Origin of the sequence: Paraburkholderia sp. BL21I4N1 (assembly GCF_002973525.1) — a bacterium.
Taxonomy (GTDB): Bacteria; Pseudomonadota; Gammaproteobacteria; order Burkholderiales; family Burkholderiaceae; genus Paraburkholderia.
Genome location: NZ_PVEN01000035.1, coordinates 1 through 15,332, shown reverse-complemented (window position 1 = coordinate 15,332; position 15,332 = coordinate 1). Strand labels below are relative to the sequence as shown.

The 15,332-nt window shown below is 56.1% G+C and carries 12 protein-coding genes; 11 read left to right on the top strand and 1 reads right to left on the bottom strand.

Annotated features, from left to right (window positions below; translation table 11 throughout):
* The first annotated feature begins 175 nt into the window (after positions 1-175).
* The 11 genes from B0G83_RS37360 (at position 176) to B0G83_RS37300 (ending at position 13,873) form a co-directional block, all read left to right on the top strand.
* Positions 176-955 carry an aspartate/glutamate racemase family protein gene (locus tag B0G83_RS37360; RefSeq protein WP_146120367.1) on the top strand — a complete coding sequence of 260 codons (780 nt, stop codon included), beginning with the start codon at positions 176-178 and terminating at the stop codon, positions 953-955.
* A 196-nt stretch (positions 956-1,151) separates the two neighbouring features.
* Positions 1,152-3,251: a hydantoinase/oxoprolinase family protein gene (locus B0G83_RS37355; RefSeq protein ID WP_105512279.1), complete on the top strand. Its 2,100-nt coding sequence runs from the start codon at positions 1,152-1,154 to the stop codon at positions 3,249-3,251.
* A 3-nt stretch (positions 3,252-3,254) separates the two neighbouring features.
* Positions 3,255-4,865: a hydantoinase B/oxoprolinase family protein gene (locus B0G83_RS37350; protein WP_105512278.1), complete on the top strand. Its 1,611-nt coding sequence runs from the start codon at positions 3,255-3,257 to the stop codon at positions 4,863-4,865.
* A gap of 66 nt (positions 4,866-4,931) precedes the next feature.
* Complete coding sequence (locus B0G83_RS37345) at positions 4,932-5,318, top strand: Rid family detoxifying hydrolase (protein WP_105512277.1); 387 nt, start codon at positions 4,932-4,934, stop codon at positions 5,316-5,318.
* 304 nt (positions 5,319-5,622) lie between these two features.
* Positions 5,623-6,759 (top strand): porin, encoded by a 1,137-nt coding sequence (locus B0G83_RS37340; protein ID WP_105512276.1) that lies wholly within the window; start codon positions 5,623-5,625, stop codon positions 6,757-6,759.
* A 208-nt stretch (positions 6,760-6,967) separates the two neighbouring features.
* Positions 6,968-7,696, top strand: a complete 729-nt coding sequence (locus tag B0G83_RS37335; protein ID WP_105512275.1) for an allophanate hydrolase subunit 1 — start codon at positions 6,968-6,970, stop codon at positions 7,694-7,696.
* Entirely contained in the window at positions 7,693-8,682 is a 990-nt protein-coding gene (locus B0G83_RS37330) for a biotin-dependent carboxyltransferase family protein (RefSeq protein WP_105512274.1), read from the top strand. The genes B0G83_RS37335 and B0G83_RS37330 overlap by 4 nt, the downstream gene beginning before the upstream one ends.
* Positions 8,683-8,805: 123 nt before the next feature.
* The gene (locus tag B0G83_RS37325) at positions 8,806-9,267 is read left to right on the top strand and encodes a biotin/lipoyl-containing protein (protein WP_146120366.1); all 462 of its coding nucleotides are present in this window, start codon (positions 8,806-8,808) and stop codon (positions 9,265-9,267) included.
* Positions 9,257-10,621, top strand: coding sequence for an acetyl-CoA carboxylase biotin carboxylase subunit (gene accC / locus B0G83_RS37320; protein WP_105512272.1), 1,365 nt, complete (start codon positions 9,257-9,259; stop codon positions 10,619-10,621). Before B0G83_RS37325 ends, accC begins: the two co-directional genes overlap by 11 nt.
* The gene (locus tag B0G83_RS37315; protein ID WP_105512271.1) at positions 10,618-11,037 is read left to right on the top strand and encodes a hypothetical protein; all 420 of its coding nucleotides are present in this window, start codon (positions 10,618-10,620) and stop codon (positions 11,035-11,037) included. The genes accC and B0G83_RS37315 overlap by 4 nt, the downstream gene beginning before the upstream one ends.
* 1,663 nt (positions 11,038-12,700) lie before the next feature.
* Positions 12,701-13,873 (top strand): porin, encoded by a 1,173-nt coding sequence (locus B0G83_RS37300; RefSeq protein ID WP_105512268.1) that lies wholly within the window; start codon positions 12,701-12,703, stop codon positions 13,871-13,873.
* A gap of 600 nt (positions 13,874-14,473) precedes the next feature.
* Here the strand turns inward: B0G83_RS37300 and B0G83_RS38850 are convergent.
* On the bottom strand, positions 14,474-14,665 hold the full coding sequence (locus B0G83_RS38850) for a hypothetical protein (protein WP_181157185.1): 192 nt from the start codon (positions 14,663-14,665) through the stop codon (positions 14,474-14,476).
* Positions 14,666-15,332 lie beyond the last annotated feature (667 nt).

Below are 15,332 nucleotides of genomic sequence, written 5' to 3'. Positions count from 1 at the left end.
CCTTTTACCTGTTGGCCGCAGGGGCAGTTTTTCTTGTGCCTGAGACCGCCGGTAGGGAACTCGAGTAACTTCTCCTCCGTTGGGTGACGAAACCATTACGATACTTACCAACCGGTTCCGCGGGATAGCACCCGTGCGGTCCCGGACCAGGGCGACCTTCTCACAACCGAACCCTTTGCCTCTGCTTGAACTGCAGAAAGAAGGGTTGAAAAACGCAACAATGACCATGACGACCGATCCACGTATGACAGGTCCCCGGGTAGGCCTGATCCTGCCGTCCCTGAACACAACAACGGAGCCCGACTTTATCCGGCAAGCCCCGAGCGATGTTGGGTTTTTCGCGACACGAGTGTTCATGCAGGTGTCAACACCCGATGATCTGCGCGCGATGAATGCGCAACTGGACAATGCATGCAAATTAATCGCATCCACTACTCCGGATGTCGTTGTCTATGCATGTACTAGCGGCACTTTCCTCGATGGCAACTCTGCGCTTGCCGAAATGACGTCGAAGATTGAAGCGCTGACCAGCTGTCCCGTGGTAACAACCTCCGCTGCTTTGCTCGACGCCCTTGCCGCACTGTCGGTATCCCGGCTTGCAATAGCAGCACCGTATCCGGAAGATGTGACGGCGGCGGAGTCGAGTTTCTTTGAGAGCAATGGCTATGAGGTGGTGTCCAGCCGCGCTCTTCTGCGCTCAGGAAACGAGATCCGGAAGATCAGCGCGGCCGAAATAGAGCGCCTGGTGATCGATGCTGATTCATCCGACGCGGATGCGATCGTAGTGAGTTGTACGGACTTACGGGCATTCGAGCTTGTAACCCATCTCGAGAAAGTCGTGGGCAAGCCGGTACTGACTAGCAATCAGGCCACCCTTTGGGCAGTCTTGAAGCAGCTAAAGAGGCCTTGTACGTCTAACTCCGCAGGCTCATTGTTTGAATTGACGCAAGGATGAAGCGACTATGAAGGGATCGGGCGGTACTCTCCGCCATCCTTGTCGCCCAGGTTTCAATTTGGTTCTGCATGGGGCTGACACATACACGCTTTTCGCACTCAATGTATCCCACGCATATACCCCGATTTGTTTTGCATTTCCTCGCTGTGAGCGCGTGGGACATACTTTCTTCACGGATTCGAGATAAAGGCACCAAATGCATACGCAAGACCGCGTCGGGCAACGCAACTTCAGGCTGTCGGCAGATATCGGAGGCACGTTCACCGACATCGTTCTCGAAGGTCAGGGACAGCGATGGTCCACCAAGACCTTGACGAGATACGATGCCCCGGAACAGGCGATCATCACCGGTGTACAGCACGTTCTCGGCAACGCAGGAATCTCGACTTCGGCCGTCGCACTTTTCGTTCATGGGATGACGCTTGCAACGAACGCTGTGCTCGAACGACGTGGGGCCTTGACTGCTTTTCTGACGACAAAGGGATTTCGCGACGTTCTCGAGATCGGCTATGAAACACGCTATGCGCCCACCGATTTGATGCTAGTTAAGCAAAGTCCGCTAGTGCCTCGGGAGAGACGTCTTGTTGTGGGCGAGCGCATGTCGGCAATGGGCGAAGTTCTTCTGCCGCTTGACGAAGCCGCGTTCGACGCTCTCGCGGCGCGGCTGGTGCAGGAGCGCGTTGAAAGCTTGGCAATTGGTTTTCTCCACGCATATGCCAATGGAGCCCATGAGGAGCGCGCTCGTGAACTGCTGCTCGAAAGAATCCCTGGTCTATCGATTAGTCTGTCAAGTGAAGTCTGCCCCGAGATCCGAGAATACGAGCGATTTTCTACGGTTGTCGCGAACGCGTATGTTCAGCCTATCGTTGAACGCTATCTCAATAACCTGCGCAATAGCCTTGATGAAATTGGACTGACTGCCCCAGCCTTGCTGATGGGCTCTGCCGGTGGTGTCATGCCTCTCGATATCGCCAAGCGCATTCCAATCCGCCTTATCGAGTCCGGTCCCGCCGGTGGCGCGATTCTGTCTGCATCGATCGCGAAGGAACTCGCACTCCATAAAGTGTTGTCGTTTGATATGGGCGGCACAACGGCAAAGATCTGCTTCATTCAGGACGGCGAGCCTCATGTTGCGCCTCTGTTTGAAGTAGACCGGCAAAGTCGTTTTCAGAAAGGGAGCGGTCTACCCCTGCGAACGCCTGTAGTCGAGCTCGTCGAGATCGGCGCCGGGGGCGGCTCCATCGCATCTCTGGACCGAATGAATCGAATCGCCGTGGGTCCCCGTAGCGCGGCTTCGGAACCCGGGCCGGCATGCTACGGCCGCGGAGGCGATGAACCGACAGTGACGGACTCGGACCTTCTGATGGGGCGATTGGATCCGCACAATTTCGCTGGGGGCAGTATCCCGCTAGATACATCAGCTTCCGCAGCGGCAATCAAGCGAGTCATCGGCGATGCGCTGAGTCTCAATACAACCGAGGCGGCGTTTGGTGTAGTGGAAATTGTCGACGAGACGATGGCGAACGCCGCACGTGTGCATGCGGCTGAACTTGGTCGCGAATTATCGGAGCACGTCATCATCGCGTTCGGCGGCGCCGCTCCTCTGCACGCAGGGAGGCTTGCAGAAAAGCTTGGGATCGACACGATCATCATTCCACGTAACGCAGGCGTCGGCTCCGCGTTAGGCTTCCTCCGCGCGCCAATCGCGGTCGACCTTGTGCAAACCGCCGTGACCTCCTTGGCTAACTTCGACGCAGCGGCGGTCAACCGACTGCTTGATGGAATGCAAAAGAAGGGAGAAGTCCTCGCGGGCGATCTGAAAGTGCAAGAGTCACTAACCGCGTCTTTCTCGTGCGCCATGCGCTATCGCGGACAAGGATACGAAATCGCGGTGCCGATCGAGCGCCTGCCCGCGTCGGGCGAGTCGCTTAGCCAAGCCTTCGAGATCGAGTACGCGAGGCTCTTCGGACGAGTTATACCTGACGGCGAAATAGAAGTCGTGTCCTGGCAACTGCGACTGTCGAAAGCAACCTGGACTGCGGTAATTGGTAACGATGCGCCGCAGGCTCGACCCTCGAAAGCGGAGTTCGCATCTACGCGTGAGATCTTTGAGCCGCGCCTTGGTTCGATGGTCAATCATCGAATTTATGAACGGAAGCACCTGAAGGTGGGATCCCGTTTCGCCGGACCAGCAATGATCGTCGAAGACGAGACCAGCACAGTCGTGCCAGCAAGCTTCGACGGCCACGTCGACGAACGAGGCAATCTTGTCCTGACAAAGAAGGAAAAGGCCTGAATCATGAAAGATCAAGCAACGCTTTCTCCCATCAAGAAGCAAGTCATCTGGACCCGGCTGATGTCGCTCGTCGAAGAGCAGGCTCAGACGCTCCTTCGTACCGCGTTCAGTTCAATCGTTCGCGAGTGCGGGGATTTGTCGGCAGGTGTTTTTGACACAAATGGTCGCATGCTGGCTCAGGCTGTCACGGGAACACCGGGCCATATCAACACGATGGCACGGGCAGTGTTCTCCTTCGTCGACGCAATCCCTGTCGACATCATGAGTCCCGGTGATATCTACGTGACCAACGACCCGTGGAAGGGGACCGGCCACCTGAATGACTATCTGGTAGTGACGCCGGCCTTCCGCGGCGGCAGAGTGGTCGCTCTTTTCGCATGCACCGGCCACATGACCGATGTCGGCGGCATTGGCCTGAGTCCCGAAGGCTCGGACGTCTTCTGCGAGGGCGTATATGTCCCGATCATGAAGCTCGCCGACAAAGGGAAGTTCAACGAGACTTTGATGACAATTGCAAAAGCTAATTCCCGGGTTCCCACGGAGTTAGAAGGCGATATCTACTCACTCATCGCATCGAACGAAACGGCAGAACGACGACTCCAGGAATTGCTTGATGAAAGCGACCTCGACGACCTCTCCGAAGTTGCCGAACACATCATCGCGACGTCGAGGGCGGCAATGAGCGAGCGCATCGCCGCGCTTCCTCACGGTACGGCAAGCTACAGGATGACGATTGACGGATTCGAAGCGCCGGTCGAGCTTGTTGGCACGCTGAAGATTGACGAGTCCGGTGTCAGCTTCGACTGGACCGGGACGTCTGGGCTTTCCAAGAAAGGGATCAACGTTCCGCTCAATTACACCACCGCGATGACGGCGTACGCGCTGGTGTGCAGCATCGCTCCAGATCTTCCCAACAACGAGGGAGGACTTTCCCTCTTCCACGTTTCAGCGCCAAACACTTCAATTGTGAATGCCGAGCGGCCGCATCCAGTCGCGTGTCGTCACATCATCGGCCTTCTTCTGCCTGATGTCGTTTTTGGGTGCGTGCAGCAGTTGTTGCCACGTTGCCCGACGCCGAGTGAGGGAGCTTCGACTCAATGGACGCTCACATTTCGCGGGGGACAAACAGACGACGCCTACGCGATCTCCATCGTCACGAACGGCGGTAGCGGTGCGCGACCGGGACTTGACGGCCTGTCGGCTACGTCCTTCCCAAGCAATGTGCGCGGAACACCTACCGAAATCGTGGAAAGTTCCACCCCTCTGGTTTTCTGGAAGCGCGAATTGCGAGAAGCGTCCGGCGGTGCCGGGCAATGGCGCGGAGGCTTAGGTCAAGACATGGAGATCAGCTGTTTAGACGGCTGCGATTTCACACTGTTTGCCGCCTTTGATCGCATTGATCATCCGGCTCGCGGTCGGTCAGGAGGCGAAGCTGGCGGGGCGGGGCAACTCTCCCTGTCCAGCGGATCCGCCTTGCCAGGGAAGGGCGCGCTGATAATCGAGGCGAACGATCGACTGATCGTCAAAACGCCGGGAGGCGGAGGTTACGGAGCGCCCGCAGAGCGAGAGGCCGAAGCATTAGCGATGGATCGACACGCAGGCTACGTTGCTTAATGAATCACCCTGACCGCTGCGGCGGTCAAGGCGGTTCGCCCTGACACATGCAAACATGAGCTAATCATGAATTCCATTTATGAAGTTGCTAGTCCCGACGCTCCCCAAGCGATCGGCCCTTATTCGCAAGCCGTGAAGTGCGGGAACCTTCTTTTCGTCTCCGGGCAGCTACCGTTGGATCCCGTCAGCGGTGCCATTACCTCCGAGGATCCAACTGAACAACTCGTGCAATGTCTGAAAAATATCGACGCTATTGCTAGGTCCGCAGGCGCCTCGATTAGGCGAACGGTGAAGACTACGATCTTCTTGACAGACCTCAGCACGTTCCCGCTGTTAAATGAACGCTATGCCGAGTTCTTCTCCAAGCCTTTTCCAGCTCGTGCGTGCGTTGAGATAAGTGCGCTACCTAAAAGCGCTAAAGTCGAAATCGAAGCAGTCATCGCTCTCGACTAGGAAAGTCTTGGTCTTTTTCTTCGTAAGCATCGCTATATAATTGGTATAACTATATAAAGAAATGAGCTACATGTGCGGTTGTTTCATGGCCTTGCAGTGTGAACCGCTATGCAAGCTACCGAGAAAATCAACGTACACCGGTACCCGGCATCCTGATCTCCAAGGCGGCTTGCGTGACTACTGACATCGCCATTAGTGAAGTTTTTTCGTGTGGATGATGTCCTTTAAGTCACACGCTTCCATGAATACTTCGTCGTAGCTCACGTAACCAATCTAAGAATATCGCCACTGGAGATCGTTATCTATGAAACGGACAATTATCGCCGCCGTCCTGCTCGGCGCATGCAGCTGCTCGGCCTTCGCTCAAAGTAGCGTTACGCTATACGGGATCATCGATGCGGGTATCGATTACGTTAATAATTCCGGAGGACACTCCGTAGTGCAGGCTGTTAGCGGCGTGAATCAGGGTAGCCGCTGGGGACTTCGCGGCGCGGAAGATATTGGTGGCGGCACAAAGGTCATATTCCAATTGGAAAACGGCTTCAACGTCTTCAACGGTAAGTTAGGCCAGGGGGGCCTAGAGTTCGGCCGTCAGGCATGGGTCGGCATCACCAATACGAACTATGGTACGGTAACCGCGGGGAGAATGTATGACCCGTTGGTTGACGTAATCCAGCAGACGACTCTTAACGGATCGGCAGGATCCTTCTTTTCGCATCCAAGCGACTTTGACAATACCGATAACGGCTTCCGGATTAACAACGCAGTGAAGTATGTGACTCCGCGTTGGGGTGGCTTTGCAGCCGAAGGCATGTACGCTTTTGGTGGCGTGGCAGGACATTTTGGTGAGAACAGCGCGGTGTCCGCGGGGGCGACTTATCTTTATGGCCCCTTGTACGTTGGAGCCGCATACTTCTTCGCCAAGAACCCGGCAACGCAGTTTCCCGATGGCAACTTCCAGGCAAGCTCGCCGACCGCGCCCAACACTTCCGCGACTGGCATTATGGGATTTGTCGGGGCACCGGCCAACATGCAGACAATCGCGGTCGGCGGAACGTTCACGTTTCTGGGCAGTAGTCAGGTCGGCGCAAACTTCACAAATACTCGATTCGAGGACGCAAATGGCATTGGCGGCAATCTCGCACGCTTCAATAACTACGAAGTGTGGGCTAAGTATTTTGTGACTCCGGCGTTCATGCTCGGGGGCGGATATACGTTCACTGATGGATCAGTAAATAATGGCGGCGCCAAGCCGCGTTATAGCCAGGTTAACGCGATTGTCGACTATTTCCTCTCGAAGCGAACCGACGTCTACGTGATGGGTGTGTACCAGCACGCGTCCGGCGGTGCGCTCGCTGCGATTTATCAAGGCGCTGCTGGCAACCAGTCAACTACTAATGTACAGGTGGTCGGTCGAGTCGGCATTCGCCACAAGTTCTGATCATCGACGACCTTACGTCCCCGGTAGGACGACGTAAGGCCGTATGTTGGCCACATATTCCCCACCACGTGTCTCACAACGTCTGAGACCCTTTTGGTTCGTTAATAGAATGCAGTCCTTTATTCCGTACTGCCAGCACCTTAGGCTGGTCATAGTGAAATTCCGAACGATGGTTGCGCTCGTCACAGCCTCAGATGCGTGAGATGCAATGACAACAGTTGATCAGCTTGACCGTCGCGACGTGGATCTGGAGTTGATACAACCGCCTGATTCTTCGATACGCATTTCACACGCCGGCGTGGGAGGGCTTCTGCTCGATCCGTCCCACAGCGAGTTCGACACGGATATCCAATCGCGGTTGTTGTGGTTAGCAGAACGACTGCGAGCCACGGATATGCGTGCGCGTGGAGTGCGGCAGGCCATCCTTGGGGTGAACAATCTTCTCGTTCTATTTGACTCCTCGAACATGGAACCTCGCGTCGCAAGGGAGCTAGCGGAAGCGCTTTGGAAATGTGCCGAGTCCACCGAGGGAAGCTCGAAGACAGTGGAATTCGACGTTGACTATGGGGGAGAGGGTGGCCCAGACCTGGTGCCAACTGCCGAGGCGCTAGGTATGACGGTCGCAGACCTGATCCGCAAGCATAGCGAGGCGACCTACACCGTCGCATGCATCGGCTCAATGCCAGGGTTTCCTTACATGACGGGACTACCTGGCGATCTTCAGACCAAGCGTCGCGCGAATCCGCGAGTGAGTCTTTCGCGCGGCTCGGTCATCATTGCCGGGGCGCAGGCGTCGGTGTTGCCGATGACGGCGCCGTGCGGATGGCACGCGCTTGGACGCACTGATGCGTCGCTTTTCGATCCGTATTCCCCGACGCCATGTCTGCTCGGCTCATGCGACACCGTGCGCTTCAATGTCCGTAGGGTGCTCTCATGATTGAAGTAACCAGCAATGGTGCCTTGAACATAGTGGTGGATTCGGGACGCATCGAATCAATGCATTTGGGCGTAAGCGCGGGCGGCCCACTTGACACGTTGTCCTATAGTATGGCGAACTTGATGGTCGGTAACGACCAGGGTGCAGCGGCGATCGAAGTCACGATTTTCCCATTCCGACTGCAGTTTGAGGTGGACACACTTGTTGCCGTTACGGGTGCGTCGGGGTCAACCCGCATTAATGAGAGGCCTCTGCCACCGTACTGGTGCCACTGGGTCAGGGCGGGCGAGACGCTCACGATCAACCCACCTGTCAAGGGCGCTCGCAACTATGTCGCTGTCGCGGGCGGTATCTCCGCTCCGGAAGTGCTTGGGTCGAGATCGACCGACGTTCGTCTCGGCTTCGGTGGTGTGGAAGGCCGTGGACTGAAGCGGGGTGACAAGCTTTCTCTCGACGGCTGCCAGTCTAGAAGCCGGCGGCGTCCTGCGGGGGGTAGCGGTTTTGGTGTCGCCCCGCGCGCAGTAAGGGATCTCTTTTCGCAGCTATCAAACAATACAGTTCAGCTGCGATGCGTTGTGGCGGCGGAGCACGCGAGATTCTCACCCGAAGCACTGAAGAGGTATGTCGAAACATCGTACACAGTCTGTCCCGAGTCGAACCGGATGGGATATCGCCTTGAAGGGGAAAAACTTAACCTTACCGAACCAATTGAGTTGTTCTCGCACGGTATCGTTGCGGGCACGGTGCAGGTGCCACCATCAGGGCAGCCGATTATTCAACTTGCAGATGCAAACACATGCGGTGGGTATCCGAAGATTGCCACAGTGATTGAAGGGGACTTGTGGCAGCTCGGGCAGGTCCGTCCGGGCATGCAGTTACGGTTTCAAATTCTGGATGTGAATGATGCCTTGGCGGTAATACGCGCTCAGCAACGAGAGCTTTCGGCGGTTGCCCGAAACGTGGAATTAATCGCGGGACGCGTTTGACCCAACTTGTCCAATGAACTACCGAGACGCAACGACTTGTCGGCTCGCGAATCCAGATCGCGCGCGAGCGTTCGAAAACTTTTGAGGTGCAACGCTGTGTCTGAGGATACGTCCGAACGGGTAATGCTGATCAAACAGCTGGTAGAGCTGTTTAACGATGTGCGCGCGACTGATTTTGAGTTTGAAGGCGCTGGCTTTAGTTTGAAGCTTAAGCGTGGTGTACTGGCTCACAGCGATTCGGCGACGAACAGTAACGAGGCGCGCACCTTGGGTATAGCGAGGGTGTCCGGAGACGCAGAACATCCCCTGCCTCAGCCGTCGATCGCGAGCAAGCAAACGCACACCATCCGATCAGGGATCACGGGTACATTTTTCAGAGCATCAAGTCCTGACAAGAGCCCGTTTGTTTCTCTTGGCGAGCGCGTGCTCATCGGCCAGACCATATGCCTGATCGAGGCCATGAAAATGCTCAACGAGATGGACGCTGACTGCGAAGGAACGTTAGTAGAGGTACTGCTAGACGATGGAGCGGCCGTCAGCGCCGGTACGCCGCTTTTCGTCATCGAGGTGGACGATGTTCGATAGTGTTTTGATCGCAAATCGTGGAGAGATTGCACTGCGAATTCTTCGCGCATGTCGCCAGCTCGGCGTGAAGGTGATCGCGGCTCATTCGGAAGCTGACGCTTCGCTTCGACACGTACAACTCGCCGACCAAGCAGTCTGCATTGGTCCCGCCCCGGCACGTGCTAGTTATTTGAATACAGCAGAACTTCTGCTAGCGGCGAGGCTCACTGGCGCCGGAGCGATTCATCCAGGTTACGGATTTCTGTCTGAAAACGGCGACTTCGCAGAGGCCGTGGAAAACGAAGGCCTCGTGTTTATTGGCCCGAGTGCTGACTCGATCAGGCGGATGGGAGATAAGGTACGAGCTAAACAGGCAATGCAGGAGGCCGGGGTTCCATGTGTACCGGGTTCTGACGGAACGCTACCGAACGACGACGAAGAGATAGTTCGCATTGCGCAGCGAGTCGGTTACCCACTAATCGTAAAGGCGGCAGGCGGCGGTGGGGGAAAGGGCATGCGGGTAGTTCGATATGCAGACGAACTTCTAGCTGCGGTTTATCTTACGAAACAAGAAGCAGATCGTGCGTTCGACAATCCCGCGGTCTATATAGAGCGTTTTCTTGAGAATCCGCGCCACGTTGAGATCCAAATCCTCGCCGATCAGTTCGGGAATGCGATATGGCTGGGCGAGCGTGACTGCTCATTGCAGCGCCGGCATCAAAAAGTAATCGAAGAGTCCCCGGCACCTGGCATTTCGCGTGAGGCAATCGCTGAGATTGGCCGGAGATGCGTAGAAGCATGTCTGCGCATCGGATATCGAGGAGCGGGCACTTTCGAATTCCTGTATGAGGGCGGCGAATTTGCGTTCATCGAGATGAATACCCGCGTCCAGGTCGAGCATCCGGTTACTGAACTGACGTGCGGCGTTGACATTGTGGTTGAGCAACTTCGGATTGCAATGGGCATGCCGCTGTCTGTTCGTCAGGAGGATGTAACCCTACGTGGACATGCAATCGAGTGCCGAATCAACGCCGAGAATGCACGGACTTTCATGCCGTCGCCAGGCAAGGTGACGACATGGCTACCGCCGGGCGGTGCTGGGATAAGGGTCGAGTCTCATATGTATGCCGGATATGAGATTCCACCTCACTACGACTCGCTCATCGCCAAAGTCATTTCCTTTGGGGATTATCGTGAACAAGCAATGGCGCGCATGAGGCAAGCTCTTAGCGAGATCGTTATTGAGGGCGTTGAATCGAACGTGCCTCTGCACAAAGACGTGCTACAGCTTCCGGAAGTGATTGCCGGTGGGTTCACGATTCACTTTCTCGAGAGGTGGATTTCTGATCGTGAGGCGGAGGAAGCGGGGCAATGATCGAACTTATCAGGTTGCTGGCAACCTCGTTTGCGAATGCAAACTGCTCCGAACTCAAGTACCGTGACGATCACTTTGTACTCGGTTTGCTCAGATCAGGAACCGAACTACCGGAGGGCTCGCTCGTGCACTTGACACAATCCTCAAGCAGAAGCATCGAGCCGATGCAGGATGACACAGACGTCGTACGCGCCGAGGCTTCAGGGATGTTCACCGCTTTTCACCCAGTGGGCGCTTTGCTTGCTTCCGCTCCCGGCCAGAAGCTGAAAGTCGGTGGCGCAGTAGGTTATCTTGTTTTAGGTGACGTTCTGAGTCAGGTAGCGACTCACTCAGGCGGAGTTCTCGAAAGCGTAGAGTTGCAAGAGGGTGAACTCGTGGGATTCGGGCAAGAGGTGGGACGCGTAAAGATCGCATAACTAAACTACGCCTTGCGACTGTCCTTCGTACGTGGTCGAGAGCGGTAATAAAGCACTTTTTTCCGAACTGGAAGCTCTTCCGAAACATAACGGCGAGCGGTTTCAAGGGTGCCAATCAAATGATCCCAACTGCAGTCGCACGACTTCCATGTGACGTAGCGCCAAATCGGCCATGCACCGTGCAATTGCGAAATCGCGCATGCCAATCGGTTTGGTCAAATCGAACGCCGCGAATAAGAGATCTAACTCCCTGTCGGCCATCGCAATCGGCAGAGGTGCCGGCATCGGTGGCGCCATCTTCGGGATCGCGGCGAGGAGAGCACGAGTGTCATCCCCGTGCAAGCCTCGAAAGCGCAGATAACTTGCGAGATCAACACAGTAGCTACGACGTGTCCCGTGACTCCGGCCTTTGAAACAGCGTGCGGTGAAGTCCTCAACATCCATTGGAGTTAGCTGACCGGCAGACACGGGTCCCTGACCGAACAAGGAGTTGAGGAAGCGGCGAATACGCCAAAGACGGTTACGGCAGGTAGTCTACGCGTAACCGCAACTATCGACCAGATAATGCCTGAACAGGTCCAGTTCGATGTCGACCGGCGTAGGCAACTGAGGTCGTCCGGTGCTGCACAACTCTTCCTCCTTGAGAACGGACGGAAGATGTCGGAGAGCCGCGCGTACCGTGTTGACGTGGTGCATGCACGGTCGCGGACATCTGCTATGCGGCAAATGAACATCGACAAAATCCGTCACGAGAGCATCGATGGATATCGACAATGGTCAACCGCTTGTTCAGCCGACGCGTAAAGTGACGCAACGAGGCCAGATAGTGTTGAATCGTATCGTCCGCATATCGTAGGGCGCGCAGGTGATCAACGTATTTGGAAACGATGGCGTCTACGGGGCTCCCGACCGTTCTACTACGGCGCGATGAGTGCGCCGCCAATTTGATGACAGTCATGATGTCCTCCATGAACCAATGTAAGCGTCGGTAGGAGTACACCGAAATTAGGCGCGCTTCAACAAAGGTCGCATCGCGGCTCTTTACGCTAGAAACCGTGTATGGGGCACTCACCGTGTCGCCTCTGAACCTAATTTCCGGGCGTGCCTAACGAACCTCCTGTTACTCATCGGCCCTCCGGGCAAAGAATCCGAAGGTACCGGGTTACGGAAATTCGAAATGCGTTTCGGGCTGCAGCCCGACATAACAACGAGCCGGTCAAGTCGCCCGATTACGCCGATCCTGAGGTGGCTCCTATACGCCGATCATCGAGTGGCTCCAATACGCCGATCCTGCACTGGCTCGATTACGCCGATCCCGAAATGGCCTCATTACGCCGATCCGTGACATCGGTCACCGAGCTGATGCCAATGCCCCGCAGAAGCCCGTTTAGACGGCACTTGCAAGCTCATCAGACTATTAGAGCACGCCCATCCCTCACAAGCGGCAACCCATGTACGCCACGCATAACCGTTTAATTTTTTCGCATTTGGCTTGATGGGCGGAACCGCCCATATTCACGTCGTCGAAGACGCAGTTGGTGACACAAGAGTAGTCTTCTACATCGATTTTATTAAAAAAAGAAAACGAGTCGCCAATCTTTAGGATGGTGTACTAATAAATGTCGAAACAAGCGACTTGACAACTTTAGTGTCGGAGAAAAACATGAAACACAAGAAGCTCGCATGGGCCGCCCTTGCTGCTTTTTGCTGTGCCGCAACGACGAGCTATGCTCAGGGGAGCATTACGCCGTACGGGATTATCGACGAGGCAGTTCAATGGCAAAGCAATGTGAATGGCGGGAAAAAGGTCGTTCTGGACTCGCTCAACGGTATCTCGGGTAGCCGACTCGGCTTCGCGGGCGCTGAAGAGCTTGGTTCCGGCCTCCATGCGATCTTCACTCTCGAGTCCGGACTAAACGTGCCAAACGGCACGTATGCTCAAGGCGGGACGGCGTTTGGTCGCCAGGCATTTGTCGGCCTGAGCAGCGACAAGTACGGCGCACTGACGCTTGGTCGTCAGTACGACATGATCTTCTATTTTCCACTGCCGCTATACGGCGGAGCCGTGGTCGGAACCCTGCTTACTCACCCTGCCGAGCTCGACAATACTGCTGACTCGATCCGCCTTAATAACAGTATTCGCTATATGAGTCCAGACATCCGCGGCTTCAAGTTCGGTGGCGAATATTTTGTTGGAGGGGTGTCGGGGAATACGACTGCGAATAGCGGCTATTCAGTTGGCGGTAGTTACGCTAATGGTCCCTTCAGTGCTGCCGTGGCGTTTCTGTATTTCAAGAACCCCGTGTCGACGACCGCGGGTTCCGGTTACTTCACCGCCTACGCTAACGGCGTATCGCTCCTCAGCAATTCAATCAACAAGGGCTACAACACGACTCAGGCTTTTCAGAACGCTGTCGTGGCTTTGAATTATAAGATGGGCGCCCTTACATTCGGCGCGTCGTATTCGAACGTCCAGTACGCCGATTTGGGCTCCGGCTTCCTTACACGATCCGCGATCTTCAACAATGCAGACATCGGAGTGCGCTGGCAAATCACGCCGAGCTGGACGGTCGCGACCGGCTACGACTATTTGAAAGCAAGCCCGGTCACAACCTCCACTGGTCGCGTCGTTGGAAACCAGCACTACAGCCAGGTCGCAATTCTCACCGATTACTTCCTGTCCAAGCGGACGGATCTGTACGGCGGCGCTTCGTATCAGAGGGCATCTGGTACGTCCTCACTGGGTACACCCGCAGTGGCAGACATCGCCAACTACGGCGACTCGTCGAACAATCACATGATCATGGTGCGAGCGGCAATCCGTCACAAATTCTGATGCGCGCGGATAGCACGACCGGACCATGGTGTTCTCTCCGCGACGCCGCCGCGGCACGCGAATCTCGGTATGTACTCCGCCCTTCCAGTGGATGATGACCACGATTTCGCTCGTTGCGTTGTCAACGTCGACGACGACTTCGTGGATTTGGGTCGCACAATGCGCTTCTTTAGGCGGGCGTCGGACTGCGGCCAGACCGATTCCAACGCAGCGGCAAGATCGGTTAGACACCGTCAAGCAGCATGGCCGGCGTATTGACTCATCAGAATTGCAACTCGCGTTGACCTGTTGCCTCACGTAGTTTGCTGCCCGCCGGATGGTCCGGCGGGAGCGGCACGAGGTGACGAGGCAAATCAGCATGACGACACGCAAGGAGTTGGTCGCAGCATTGCAATTGCGATATAGAAGCGCGACGTTCGGTGACCGGATCAGGATTCTCGACGAGTTCGTGGCTTTGACCGGCTATCACCGCAAGCACGCCATCCGGTTGCTGCGGGAACAACCGGGCCCAACGAAGGGCACACGCGAGCGAAACCGGTTATACGACGCGACGGTATGTACAGGATGGCCTTGCGCGCCAGATGCTGCGCCCGGATCTTGTCACTCATCGCGCACCTCCGGCTCGTGTACGACGGCGAACAGCCCGCGACGGTGTTGCCTCAGCAATTGCGCCAGCAAACGCACCGTCTGCTGCCGGACCTCTTGCGGCAGGTGCGCCCACTGTGGTGTCTTCGGAAAAGGACGGAACAGGTCGAGTTGACCGCCCGGTTGTGGATTTGTCTGGCGTCGCATCAGCACCTCCTGTACGGGGTAAAGGATGGTGCTCGGCTTGTACCACACCGTCCTGCCCGGCACGAGGCCTCTGCGCTAACAGACGCTTCAATTCCCGCAACACTTCACAGTTGACGGCGGGAGTCGTTGCCGAAGTAATGCGACAGCAGACAACTGGATCGAACATCCACTGCGGCACTTCCAGCAAACGCGCCGTCTCGAACGGCTCCAACCCGCAGCGCAAAACCGTCTCTGCATTCTTCCGCTCGACCGTGCTGAAAATCCACACCGTGCGCCCGCACCACGGATGCCAGCGGTAGAGAACTTCCTTTGATTCGCTAATATGGTTGTTGTGTTGTCGGCTTGCACAGCGAGGTGCGGCCGCATTCGAGCTTGAACTATCAGACGCCCGGCGAGTTTCGCCGGGCCCAGGAAAACCGTTTAACGACAGCCTTTATTTCTGGAGTCGCGTGGTCCTGAGAAACCGGACAGGTCAGCGGGCGGCGACCATTCCATCAAATTGGAATAAGAAAATCGACGCGGTCCAATGCGTCGGAAAGGGTGCGCGCGTCGGACGCGCCACCTAAGAGACAACAGACGAGGCCGCGGCGCCAGAGAAGTTACTCGAGCTCCTTACCGGCGGTCTCAGGTACGAGAAAAACCGCCCCTGCGGCCAACAGGTAAAAGC

What these genes read in the sequence shown, in the direction of transcription:
- B0G83_RS37355 (WP_105512279.1), top strand. Translation starts at nt 1,152, where the DNA reads ATGCATACGCAAGACCGCGTCGGGCAACGCAACTTCAGGCTGTCGGCA.
- B0G83_RS37350 (WP_105512278.1), top strand. Translation starts at nt 3,255, where the DNA reads ATGAAAGATCAAGCAACGCTTTCTCCCATCAAGAAGCAAGTCATCTGG.
- B0G83_RS37345 (WP_105512277.1), top strand. Translation starts at nt 4,932, where the DNA reads ATGAATTCCATTTATGAAGTTGCTAGTCCCGACGCTCCCCAAGCGATC.
- B0G83_RS37340 (WP_105512276.1), top strand. Translation starts at nt 5,623, where the DNA reads ATGAAACGGACAATTATCGCCGCCGTCCTGCTCGGCGCATGCAGCTGC.
- B0G83_RS37335 (WP_105512275.1), top strand. Translation starts at nt 6,968, where the DNA reads ATGACAACAGTTGATCAGCTTGACCGTCGCGACGTGGATCTGGAGTTG.
- B0G83_RS37330 (WP_105512274.1), top strand. Translation starts at nt 7,693, where the DNA reads ATGATTGAAGTAACCAGCAATGGTGCCTTGAACATAGTGGTGGATTCG.
- B0G83_RS37325 (WP_146120366.1), top strand. Translation starts at nt 8,806, where the DNA reads ATGCTGATCAAACAGCTGGTAGAGCTGTTTAACGATGTGCGCGCGACT.
- accC (WP_105512272.1), top strand. Translation starts at nt 9,257, where the DNA reads ATGTTCGATAGTGTTTTGATCGCAAATCGTGGAGAGATTGCACTGCGA.
- B0G83_RS37315 (WP_105512271.1), top strand. Translation starts at nt 10,618, where the DNA reads ATGATCGAACTTATCAGGTTGCTGGCAACCTCGTTTGCGAATGCAAAC.
- B0G83_RS37300 (WP_105512268.1), top strand. Translation starts at nt 12,701, where the DNA reads ATGAAACACAAGAAGCTCGCATGGGCCGCCCTTGCTGCTTTTTGCTGT.
- B0G83_RS38850 (WP_181157185.1), bottom strand. Translation starts at nt 14,665, where the DNA reads ATGCGACGCCAGACAAATCCACAACCGGGCGGTCAACTCGACCTGTTC.